The sequence below is a fragment of the Streptomyces sp. NPDC002619 genome (assembly GCF_042889305.1).
In the GTDB taxonomy this organism is placed as follows: domain Bacteria; phylum Actinomycetota; class Actinomycetes; order Streptomycetales; family Streptomycetaceae; genus Streptomyces.
Genome location: NZ_JBIAQV010000013.1, coordinates 13658 through 25544 on the forward strand (window position 1 = coordinate 13658; position 11887 = coordinate 25544).

Here is an 11887-nt window from a genome sequence, read left to right on the forward strand (position 1 = left end):
ACTGGGTCGTGACACCTCTAAACTGACCCCCGTGACCGAGAACGCTCAGCAGCAGCCACCAGCGCCCGACACCGAACTGCCGACCCAGTACGCGCCGGCCGATGTAGAGGGGCCGCTGTACGAGCGCTGGGTAGAGCGCGGTTACTTCGAAGCCGACGCGAAGAGCGACAAGCCGCCGTTCACCGTCGTCATCCCGCCGCCGAACGTCACCGGCAGTCTCCACCTGGGCCACGCCTTCGAGCACACCCTCATCGACGCCCTCACCCGCCGTAAGCGCATGCAGGGATTCGAGACGCTGTGGCAGCCCGGCATGGACCACGCCGGAATCGCCACGCAGAACGTCGTCGAGCGCGAGCTCGGCAAGGAGGGCAAGTCCCGGCACGACCTGGGCCGCGAGGCCTTCGTCGAGCGCGTCTGGCAGTGGAAGGCCGAGTCCGGCGGACAGATCAGCGGGCAGATGCGACGCCTCGGCGACGCCGTCGCATGGTCGCGTGAGCGCTTCACCATGGACGAAGGGCTGTCGCAGGCCGTCCAGACCATCTTCAAGCGGCTCTACGACGACGAGCTGATCTACCGCGCCGAGCGCATCATCAACTGGTGCCCTCGCTGTCTGACGGCCATCTCCGACATCGAGGTCGAGTACCAGGACGACGACGGCGAACTCGTCTCCATGAAGTACGGCGACGGGGACGACGCCATCGTCGTCGCCACCACCCGCGCCGAGACCATGCTCGGTGACACGGCCGTCGCCGTTCACCCCGAGGACGAGCGCTACAAGCACCTGGTCGGCAAGCTCATCAAGCTGCCGCTGACCGACCGCTCCATCCCCGTCGTCGCCGACGAGCACGTCGACCCCGAGTTCGGCACCGGCGCCGTCAAGGTCACCCCGGCCCACGACCCGAACGACTTCGAGATCGGCCAGCGCCACAACCTGCCGGCCATCACCATCATGGACGAGCACGCCGTCATCACCGCCCACGGCCCCTTCCAGGGCCTGGACCGGCTCGAGGCCCGCTCCGCGATCGTCGCCGCGCTGCGCGCCGAGGGCCGGATCGTCGCCGAGAAGCGGCCGTACGTCCACTCGGTCGGCCACTGCTCGCGCTGCAAGACCACCATCGAGCCGCGCCTGTCCATGCAGTGGTGGGTCAAGGTCGGCCCGCTGGCGAAGGCCGCCGGCGACGCGGTCCGCGACGGCAAGGTCAAGATCCATCCGCAGGAGATGGAGAAGCGCTACTTCGACTGGGTCGACAACCTCCACGACTGGTGCATCTCACGGCAGTTGTGGTGGGGGCACCGGATTCCGGTCTGGTACGGCCCGGACGGCGAGGTCGTCTGCGTCGGCCCTGACGACGAGGCACCGACCGGCGAGGGCTGGCACCAGGACACCGACGTCCTCGACACCTGGTTCTCCTCCGGCCTGTGGCCCTTCTCCACCCTCGGCTGGCCCGAACAGACCGAGTCGCTCGCGAAGTTCTACCCGAACTCCGTCCTGGTCACCGGCTACGACATCCTCTTCTTCTGGGTCGCCCGGATGATGATGTTCGGCCTCTACGCGATGGACGGCACCCCGCCGTTCCACACCATCGCCCTGCACGGCATGGTCCGCGACCAGTTCGGCAAGAAGATGTCGAAGTCCTTCGGCAACGCGGTCAACCCGCTGGACTGGATGGACAAGTACGGCTCCGACGCCCTGCGCTTCACGCTCGCGCGCGGCGCCAACCCCGGTGTCGACGTGCCGATCGGCGAGGACTGGGTCCAGGGCTCGCGCAACTTCGCCAACAAGATCTGGAACGCGACGCGCTTCGCGCTGATGAACGGCGCGACGGCGGACGGCCCGCTGCCCGACCCGTCGGCCATGTCGGCGACGGACCGCTGGATCCTCTCCCGCCTGGGCTCGGTCGTCGCCGAAGTCGACGCGTACTACGAGGACTTCCAGTTCGCGAAGCTCTCCGACGCCCTGTTCCACTTCGCGTGGGACGAGGTCTTCGACTGGTACGTCGAGCTGTCCAAGACCACGTTCCAGGCGGGCGGCGAGGCGGCCGAGGTCAGCAAGCGGGTCCTGGGCGAGGTCCTCGACGTCACCCTCAGGCTGCTGCACCCGGTGGTCCCGTTCGTCACCGAGACCCTGTGGACCACCCTCACCGGTGGCGAGTCGGTCGTCATCGCCGAGTGGCCGGCCGACAGCGGCTTCCGGGACGCGGCGGCCGAGCGGGAGATCTCGACTCTCCAGTCGGTCATCACCGAGGTCCGCCGCTTCCGCGCCGACCAGGGCCTCCAGCCGGGCCAGCGGGTCCCGGCGCGGCTGACGCTCGACGGTACGGCCCTTGCGCCGCACGAGGCGGCCATCCGCCAGCTGCTGCGTCTCCAGCCGGAGGGCGACGCCTTCACGGCGACGGCGACGCTGCCGGTGGCCGGGGCCGAGGTCGCGCTGGACCTGTCCGGCACGATCGACGTCGCGGCGGAGCGCAAGCGCCTCGCGAAGGACCTCGCGGCGGCGGAGAAGGAGAAGGCCCAGGCGAACGGCAAGCTCGGCAACGAGGCGTTCCTCGCGAAGGCGCCGGATCAGGTGGTGGAGAAGATCCGCACGCGGCTCGCCAAGGCCGACGAGGACATCGCACGGATCGCTGCGCAGCTGGAGCGGTTGCCGCAGGCGTAGGCGTCGGTACGTCGGTGAAAGCCCCCGGTACTTGTCGGTACCGGGGGCTTTCGCTTGCGGCACGACTGCCCGCAGGCCGGGTACGTAGACTGGACCCCGTGAGTGAAAGCGACCCCTTCGACGAGATCGTCGGCGCTGAGACCGAGCGTGATCCCGACCTCGCCGTCATCGAAGCCGGCAGCCGTACCCTGCGTACCCAGGGGGGTCAGCCGCAGGCCGACGTTCCCGCGCGTCCCGAGGACCCCGAGGTGGACAAGGCTCTGCGTGAGGTCGAGACGGAGCTGGCCACCCGGTGGGGCGAGACCAAGCTGGAGCCGTCCGTCGCCCGTATCGCCGCACTGATGGACGTGCTGGGGGAGCCGCAGCGGTCGTACCCCTCGATCCACATCACCGGAACCAACGGCAAGACCTCCACCGCCCGCATGATCGAGGCCCTCCTCGGCGCCTTCGACCTGCGCACCGGCCGCTACACCTCGCCACACGTCCAGTCGATCACCGAGCGGATCAGCCTGGACGGGGCGCCGATCTCCGCCGAGCGGTTCATCGAGACGTACGAGGACATCAAGCCGTACATCGAGATGGTCGACGCCCAGCAGGAGTTCCGGCTGTCCTTCTTCGAGGTGCTCACGGGCATGGCGTACGCCGCCTTCGCGGACGCGCCGGTCGACGTGGCCGTCGTCGAGGTGGGCATGGGCGGCAGCTGGGACGCGACGAACGTGATCGACGCGGACGTCGCCGTCGTGACCCCGATCGACCTGGACCACACCGACCGGCTCGGCGAGACGCCTGCCGAGATCGCCGAGGAGAAGGCCGGCGTCATCAAGCAGGACGCGACCGTCATCATGGCGCAGCAGCCGGTGGACGCGGCGCAGGTGCTGCTCAAGAAGGCGGTCGAGGTCGACGCGACCGTGGCCCGCGAGGGCCTGGAGTTCGGCGTGGTGTCGCGGCAGGTCGCCGTCGGTGGTCAGTTGCTGAACCTGCGCGGTCTCGGCGGCGAGTACCCCGAGGTGTATCTGCCGCTGTACGGCGCCCACCAGGCGCACAACGCGGCCGTGGCGCTCGCGGCGGTGGAGGCGTTCTTCGGCGTCGGCGCGGAGCGCGCGGATCCGTTGTACATCGACACGGTCCGCAAGGCCTTCGCGGCCGTCACCTCGCCGGGCCGGCTGGAGGTCGTACGCAGCTCGCCGACCGTCGTCCTGGACGCCGCGCACAACCCGGCGGGCGCGCGGGCGACCGCCGAGGCGGTGGGGGAGGCCTTCGACTTCAGCAGGCTGATCGGTGTCGTGGGCGCGAGCGGCGACAAGGACGTGCGGGGGCTGCTCGAGGCCTTCGAGCCGATCTTCGCGGAGGTCGTCGTCACGCAGAACTCCAGCCACCGCGCGATGGACGCGGACGAACTGGCCGCGATCGCCGTCGAGGTGTTCGGCGAGGACCGGGTCCAGGTCGAGCCGCGGCTGCCCGATGCCCTGGAGGCCGCGATCACGCTGGCCGAGGAGGAGGGCGAGTTCGCGGGCGGCGGTGTGCTCGTCACGGGCTCGGTGATCACGGTGGGCGAGGCCCGCGTGCTGCTGGGAAGGGGCTGAGGATCCGATGCGTACGCTCTGCTCGTCGACGTTGATCGGCGAGTTCTTCATCATCGGGTTCGCCGGGCTGGTCGCGATGAAGGACCCGGACCTGTCGACGTCGACGGTGTGGACGGTCAGCGGGATCGCGATGGTCCTGTGCGTTCTGCTGTGCGGCGTGGTGACCCGCCCCGGCGGGATCGCCCTCGGCTGGGCGCTGCAGATCGCGCTGATCGCCTCCGGTTTCGTCGTCCCGACGATGTTCTTCCTTGGCGTGGTGTTCGCGGCGCTGTGGTGGGCGTCGGTGCACTTCGGCAGGAAGATCGAGGAGGCGAAGGCGCGCTTCGCGGCGCAGTCCGGAGCCTCGGGGGCCTCCGGAGCTGACGCTGCGTAACAGGTGCCCGGAGCTGCCCTGTAGCCTCGTGCCACCGCACATGTCAGTAAGAAGGAGCCCTCCCGTGACCCAGCGCACCCTTGTCCTCCTCAAGCCCGACGCAGTCCGTCGTGGGCTGACCGGCGAGATCATCAGCCGCATCGAGCGCAAGGCGGGCTGGCAGATCACCGCGCTGGAGCTGCGCACGCTGGACCGGGACACGCTGGAGCAGCACTACGGCGAGCACAAGGGCAAGCCGTTCTACGAGCCGCTGGTCGAGTTCATGGCGTCCGGTCCGGTGGTGGCCCTGATCGTCGAGGGCGAGCGTGTCATCGAGGGCCTGCGCGCCCTGACCGGCCCGACCGACCCGATCGCCGCCGCCCCCGGTTCCATCCGCGGCGACTACGGCGTCATCGTCCGGGAGAACCTGATCCACGCCTCCGACTCCGAGGAGTCCGCCGAGCGCGAGGTCAAGATCTTCTTCCCGGGCCGCGGCTGACCGGTCGACGCTGTCGCCGAGGCGTCTGCCGTGCAAATTTTTCGCAGCTTTTTCTGAGGGCCCGTCACTTCGACGAGATGCCTGACCTGGGACGGCCGTTCGTTTTCGGCCGTCCTTCGGCATATGCGCGCCGATCGGGGGAACGAGTGCCCCCGATAGGCCGTCTCCACAAGCGAGGCGGTCTCGCACATGCTGACAATGGCGAAGACCCTCGCGCGGTGTTCGGGCAGGCGCGTCTACGATAGAAGCCTTCACGTCACCGCACCCACCTTCGCCGACCTGAAAAGCCCTCAAAAGCACCCGGGAAGGCCAGACGAATCCTGATGGGGAACTCAATGTCGTTCATCGGCCGTGACATGGCTGTCGACCTCGGGACCGCCAACACGCTGGTGTACGTCAGGGGTCGCGGGATCGTACTCAACGAGCCGTCCGTCGTCGCGATCAACACCAACACCGGTGGGATCCTCGCGGTCGGTGCCGAAGCGAAGAAGATGATCGGGCGGACGCCGGGCAACATCGTCGCCGTGCGCCCGCTGAAGGACGGCGTGATCGCCGACTTCGAGATCACCGAGCGGATGCTCCGCTACTTCATCCTGAAGATCCACAAGCGGCGGTATCTCGCCCGGCCGCGTGTCGTCGTCTGCGTGCCGTCCGGCATCACCGGTGTCGAGCGCCGCGCCGTCATCGAGGCGTCGTCCCAGGCCGGCGCCCGCCAGGTGCACATCATCGAGGAGCCCATGGCCGCCGCCATCGGCTCCGGCCTGCCGGTCCACGAGGCCACGGGCAACATGGTGGTGGACATCGGCGGCGGCACGACGGAGGTCGCGGTCATCTCGCTCGGCGGCATCGTCACCGCCCAGTCCATTCGCGTCGCCGGCGACGAGCTGGACAACGCGATCATCCAGCACATCAAGAAGGAGTACAGCCTCCTTCTCGGTGAGCGGACTGCAGAACAGATCAAGATCACGATCGGTTCGGCGTACGACCTCGACGACGACGAACACACCGAAATCCGCGGCCGGGACCTCGTCTCCGGGCTGCCCAAGACCGTTGTCATCTCCACCGCCGAGGTGCGCAAGGCGATCGAGGAGCCGGTCAACGCGATCGTCGACGCCGTCAAGACGACCCTCGACAAGTGCCCGCCGGAGCTGTCCGGCGACATCATGGACCGGGGCATCGTGCTGACCGGCGGCGGCGCCCTGCTGCGCGGGCTGGACGAGCGGCTGCGGCGCGAGACCGGTATGCCGATCCACATCGCCGAGGACCCGCTGGACAGCGTGGCGCTCGGCTCCGGCAAGTGCGTCGAGGAGTTCGAGGCGCTCCAGCAGGTTCTGGACGCCCAGCCGCGCAGATGACGCAACTCGTCGATTCCGCCGTACGAGATGAACCCCTCTCGTACGGCGGATCGTTGATATAGAGGCATAAGCTCCCCTGAATGGGCCCCTTGGGATTGCGCTTCGGGTCTGCGCTTTCCGGGGCCACCCGAATTCCTATGAGGAAGGGCACGGCCGCCGCACGTGAGGGACACGAAAGAGAGCCGGCTGCTCCTGGTGCTGCTGATCGCCATCGCGTTCGCGCTGATCACAGTGGACATCCGTGGTGGCCGGAACTCGCCGGTCGACGGAGCCCGGCAGGCCGCGGCCGCGGTCTTCGGCCCGATCGAGAACGGCGTGTCGTCGGCGGTCGATCCCGTCGGCAACGCCGTCGCCGCCGTCCGCGACTCGGGCGACAAGCACAACCGGCTGGCCAAGCTGGAGAAGGAGAACGCGACCCTCAAGGCCAAGCTCGGCAGCGACGACCGCAACCGCAGCCGGCTCAAGCAGTTGGACAAGATGCTGAGCGTCGCCGCGGAGGGGCAGTACGGCATCAAGGGCGCCGAGGTCATCGCCATAGGGGCGGCCCAGGGCTTCTCCTGGACCATCACCATCGACGTCGGCGCCAACGACGGCATCAGGCGCGACATGACCGTCCTCAACGGGGACGGCCTCGTCGGCCGTGTCACCACCGTCGGCCCGGACGCCTCCACCGTTCTGCTGGCCAACGACCCCGACTTCACCGTCGGCACCCGTATGGAGGGCAGCGACGAGCTCGGCTTCGCCTCCGGGCAGGGCGACCGCGCGCTGCGCGTCGAACTCCTCAACGGCAAGGCGGAGGTGAAGAAGGGCGACCGTCTCGTCACCTTCGGCTCGCAGGCCGACAAGCCCTTCGTGCCCGGCGTCCCGGTCGGTGTCGTCTCCCGCGTCGACCCCTCCGGCGGTGGCCTGACCCGCACCATCTACGTCACTCCGTTCGTCGGCTTCAGCCGGCTCGACGTCGTCGGTGTCGTCGTCCAGGCCCCGAAGAAGGACCCGCGCGACGAGGTGCTCCCGGCCAAGCCCAAGCCGACCCCCACCCCGACGGTGACCGTCACAGTCACGCCGTCCGCCGACGCGACCGCCACCGACCAGACGCAGCAGTAGGAGCTGAACCCCCGTGCGTGTCAACCGGATCCTGCTCTCCACCGCCCTGGTCGTCGTCGCCCTGGTGATCCAGGTGAGCGTCCTCGCCCGCCTCCATCTCCCGGGCGCCGTCCCCGACATACTGCTCCTGACCGTCCTGGGCCTGGCCATGGTGTACGGCCATGTCGGCGGCGCCCTCGTCGGCTTCGGCGCCGGACTGCTCGCCGACATCGCCCCACCCTCCGACCACGCCGCCGGCCGCTACGCGCTGGTGCTCTGCGTGGTCGGCTATCTCGCCGGGCTCATCAAGCCGGAGAACGGCCGCATCAAGTCGGCCACCGGGCCCATGCTCGTCGTGGTCACCGCCGCGATCGGCGCGACGCTGCTGTACGCCGGCGTCGGCGCCCTCGTCGGCGACACCGCCGCCCGCCATGTCGGCCTCGGCAGCCTGCTGTTCACGGCCGCCCTGTACGACCTTCTGCTCGCGCCGTTCGTGGTCCCCGGGATCATGTTCCTGGCCCGCCGCGCCGACAACGACCCGCTCGCCGAGGCCGGCTCCTCGGCCAAGGGCGGCGACTTCTCCTCCGGGTGGCTCACCTCGGGCACGGGTCTGCGCATCGGCGGTCAGCGCGGCGGCCTCGGCGCCCTGAAGACGAGGGCCCGCACCCGCGCCACCCGCATCAAGGGAGTCAAGCGGCTGTGAAGACACGGGCGTTGACGAACGCGGGGGCACACAGGTTCGTCGGATATGACTCGTACACGTATTGCTCGCACATGCACTGCTCGCACATGCACTGAGAGGGGGCGACAGCCGCAGTGACCAACATCCCCGAGACCGGTCGGACCCCACGTGTCCAGATCCGTCTCGTCGTCATCCAGATCCTCGTCCTCTCCCTGCTCGGCACCCTCGGCGGCCGGCTGTGGTACCTGCAGATCCGGGAGGGCGCCGAATACCAGAAGCAGGCCTCCGGCAACCACGTCCAGCAGGTCGTCGCGCCCGCCGTACGCGGCTCGATCCTGGACGCGCGCGGTGTGCCGCTGGCCGACAACGAGACCCGCCTGGTGGTCTCGGCCTCCCGCACCGATCTGCTGAAGCAGAAGGACGACGGCAAGGCGGTCCTGACCAAGCTGGCCGGGGTCCTCGGGATGAGTCCCGAGGAGGTCATGCAGAAGGTCCGGCTGTGCGACGCCAAGACGCCGCAGCCCTGCTGGAACGGCTCGCCGTACCAGCCGATCCCGATCACCGACGAGGCCACCGCCAAGCAGGCCCTGCAGATCCGCGAGCGCTCCGAGGACTTCCCCGGCATCACCGCCGAGCCGGAGGCCGTGCGCCGCTACCCGGGCCCCGGCAAGTCCAACACCGCCCAGGTGCTCGGCTACCTCTCGCCGGTCACCGACGGCGAGATCCAGCAGGCCAAGGACACCGACTCGCCGTATCTGCGCTCCGACCAGGTCGGCCGCTCCGGCATCGAGCGCCAGTACGACAAGGCGCTGCGCGGCAAGGCCGGCGTCACCCGCTACGAGGTCGACAACCTCGGCCGCGTCATCGGCAAGGCCCAGGCGGACGCCGCCGAGCCCGGCTCCAATCTCGTCACCAGCATCGACTCCCGCGTCCAGCGCGTCGCCGAGTACGAGTTGGACCGGGCGATGAAGGTAGCCCGCCAGCAGTACGACAAGATCACCGAAGAGAACTACAAGGCCGACTCCGGCGCCGTCGTCGTCATGGAGGCCAGGACCGGCCGGATCGTCGCCATGGCGTCCGCGCCGACGTACGACCCGAACGTCTGGGTCGGCGGCATCTCCGCCAAGGACTACAAGCAGCTCACCGGCAAGAACTCCGACTACCCGCTGCTCAACAGAGCCATACAGGGTCAGTCCGCGCCCGGTTCGACGTTCAAGGTGGTCTCCACGGCCGCCGCGGTCGAGGCCGGGTACGCGTGGGACGGCGGCTACCCGTGCACGAGTTCGTACTCCGTGGGCAGCCAGGTCTTCAAGAACTTCGAGGGGGAGAGCTTCGGCCCGATCTCGCTCGGCCGGGCGCTCGAGGTCTCCTGCGACACCGTTTTCTACGGCCTCGCCGACCGGGAGTGGAAGAAGGACGGCGGCATCAACCCCAAGAAGGGCCAGCCCAAGGACTACTTCTACAAGGCCGCCCACCAGTTCGGCCTCGGCAAGGAGACCGGCATCGACCTGCCCAACGAGGTCACCGGCCGCGTCCCGGACCGCCAGTGGAAGCTGGACTACTGGAAGGCCAACAAGGACGCCTGGTGCAAGTCCGGTAAGAAGGACGGCAGTTACGTCGAGAAGATCGCGTACGAGAACTGTCTCGAGGGCAACAAGATGCGCGAGGGCGACTCGATCAACTACTCCATCGGCCAGGGTGACACGCTGCTCACCCCCATCCAGGAGGCCGTGATCTACGGGGCGCTCGCCAACGGCGGCACCATGTACACGCCGTCCATCGGCAAGGCGGTCATCAGCCCCGACGGCAAGTCGGTCCAGGAGATCAAGCCGAAGAAGAAGGGCCGACTGCCCGTCGACCAGGCGACGATCAAGGGCATGAGCGAGGCGCTCCAGGGCGTCGTCACCCGCGGTACGGCTGCCTGGAAGTTCACCGGCTGGCCGCAGGACAAGATCACCCTGCACGCCAAGACCGGTACGGCGGAGGTCTACGGCAAGCAGACCACGTCCTGGCTGGCCACGTACTCCAAGGACTACACGGTCATCATGACCATCGCCCAGGCCGGTACGGGTTCCGGCGCCTCCGGTGAGGCCGTGCGCAACATCTACAGCGCGATGTACGGCGTCCAGGCGGACGGCTCCATCGACAAGAAGAAGGCGCTGCTGCCCGAGCCGGAGTCGAAGCTGCCGAAGGTCCGCACCGACGGCACGATCAAGTCCCCGAAGATCTCCGACGACCCGGTCAAGGACGTACAGGCCACGCCGTCGGGCTCGCCCTCCCCGGACGGGTCCCAGCCCCCGGCGACGACCTCCACGCCCGGGACCGGCAACAGCAACACCCGCAGGCGATTCCGTAGGCGCTCTCGTGCGCGAGCGGGCCGGAGGAGGGTGGCATGACCGGCGCGAACAGCTTCTCCGTCTCCGGGTACGGCCCCCAGCGCGCCGGCTGGACCCGGCTCCTCGCCCGGGACTCCGTGGCCCGCCGCCTGGACTGGCCGATACTGCTGGCGGCCCTCGCGCTGTCGCTGATCGGCTCGCTGCTGGTCTTCTCCGCGACCCGCAACCGGACCGAGATCAACCAGGGCGACCCGTACTACTTCCTGATCCGGCACCTCATGAACACCGGCATCGGGCTCGCCCTGATGATCGGCACGGTCTGGCTCGGCCACCGCGCCCTGCGCAACGCCGTACCGATCCTCTACGGCCTCTCGGTCCTCGGCATCCTGCTGGTGCTGACCCCGCTCGGCTCCACGGTCAACGGCGCGCACTCGTGGATCGTGCTCGGCGGCGGCTTCTCGCTCCAGCCCTCCGAGTTCGTGAAGGTCACGATCATCCTGGGCATGGCGATGATGCTCGCGGCGCGGGTCGACGCGGGCGACAAGCAGTACCCCGACCACCGCACGGTCCTGCAGTCCCTCGGCCTTGCCGCCGTACCGATCCTGATCGTCCTGCTCATGCCCGACCTCGGCTCGGTCATGGTCATGGTCATCATCGTCCTGGGCGTGCTGCTCGCCTCCGGCGCCTCCAACCGCTGGGTCTTCGGCCTCATCGCGGCGGGCGCGATCGGCGCCATCGCGGTGTGGCAGCTGCACATCCTGGACGAGTACCAGATCAACCGGTTCGCGGCGTTCGCCAACCCGAGCCTCGACCCCGCGGGCGTCGGCTACAACACCAACCAGGCGCGCATCGCGATCGGTTCGGGCGGGCTGACGGGCGCCGGCCTGTTCCACGGCTCGCAGACCACCGGCCAGTTCGTCCCCGAACAGCAGACGGACTTCGTCTTCACGGTCGCGGGCGAGGAACTGGGCTTCTTGGGCGCGGGCCTGATCATCTTCCTGCTCGGTGTCGTCCTGTGGCGCGCCTGCCGCATCGCCCGGGAGACGACCGAGCTGTACGGCACGATCGTGGCCGCCGGGATCGTCGCCTGGTTCGCCTTCCAGGCCTTCGAGAACGTCGGCATGACCCTCGGCATCATGCCGGTCACGGGCCTGCCGCTGCCCTTCGTGTCGTACGGCGGCACGTCGATGTTCGCGGTGTGGGTGGCGGTGGGACTGCTGCAGTCGATCAGGGTGCAGCGGCCCATGTCGGCGTAGGCCTCCGGTCCACACGGCCCGGTCATCTGCCCCTTTCCTGAAGTTTCCCAGCTATTAACCCCGGTCTGCCCCTGCCGTCCGGGGT

9 protein-coding genes are annotated in these 11887 nt (G+C 68.9%); all 9 read left to right on the plus strand.

From position 1 onward, the window contains the following. Positions 1-31: 31 nt before the first annotated feature. The 9 genes from ACFYXB_RS21375 to rodA all read left to right on the plus strand — a co-directional run bounded on the left by ACFYXB_RS21375 (position 32) and on the right by rodA (position 11802). Entirely contained in the window at positions 32-2656 is a 2625-nt protein-coding gene (locus ACFYXB_RS21375; RefSeq protein WP_389584597.1) for a valine--tRNA ligase, read from the plus strand. A gap of 98 nt (positions 2657-2754) precedes the next feature. Next, positions 2755-4239 (plus strand): bifunctional folylpolyglutamate synthase/dihydrofolate synthase, encoded by a 1485-nt coding sequence (locus tag ACFYXB_RS21380; RefSeq protein ID WP_389584601.1) that lies wholly within the window; start codon positions 2755-2757, stop codon positions 4237-4239. A 7-nt stretch (positions 4240-4246) separates the two neighbouring features. After that, the gene (locus ACFYXB_RS21385; protein ID WP_351354537.1) at positions 4247-4612 is read left to right on the plus strand and encodes a DUF4233 domain-containing protein; all 366 of its coding nucleotides are present in this window, start codon (positions 4247-4249) and stop codon (positions 4610-4612) included. Between the two features lie 64 nt (positions 4613-4676). Further along, positions 4677-5090 (plus strand): nucleoside-diphosphate kinase, encoded by a 414-nt coding sequence (gene ndk, locus ACFYXB_RS21390; RefSeq protein WP_389584605.1) that lies wholly within the window; start codon positions 4677-4679, stop codon positions 5088-5090. Between the two features lie 335 nt (positions 5091-5425). Beyond that, positions 5426-6445, plus strand: a complete 1020-nt coding sequence (locus ACFYXB_RS21395; RefSeq protein WP_389584608.1) for a rod shape-determining protein — start codon at positions 5426-5428, stop codon at positions 6443-6445. A gap of 162 nt (positions 6446-6607) precedes the next feature. Beyond that, positions 6608-7549: a rod shape-determining protein MreC gene (gene mreC / locus ACFYXB_RS21400; protein ID WP_389584611.1), complete on the plus strand. Its 942-nt coding sequence runs from the start codon at positions 6608-6610 to the stop codon at positions 7547-7549. A gap of 13 nt (positions 7550-7562) precedes the next feature. Then, positions 7563-8231 carry a rod shape-determining protein MreD gene (mreD, locus tag ACFYXB_RS21405; RefSeq protein WP_389584614.1) on the plus strand — a complete coding sequence of 223 codons (669 nt, stop codon included), beginning with the start codon at positions 7563-7565 and terminating at the stop codon, positions 8229-8231. A 113-nt stretch (positions 8232-8344) separates the two neighbouring features. After that, the gene (gene mrdA / locus ACFYXB_RS21410) at positions 8345-10606 is read left to right on the plus strand and encodes a penicillin-binding protein 2 (protein WP_389584617.1); all 2262 of its coding nucleotides are present in this window, start codon (positions 8345-8347) and stop codon (positions 10604-10606) included. After that, positions 10603-11802: a rod shape-determining protein RodA gene (rodA, locus tag ACFYXB_RS21415; protein ID WP_389584620.1), complete on the plus strand. Its 1200-nt coding sequence runs from the start codon at positions 10603-10605 to the stop codon at positions 11800-11802. Before mrdA ends, rodA begins: the two co-directional genes overlap by 4 nt. Positions 11803-11887: the final 85 nt, after the last annotated feature.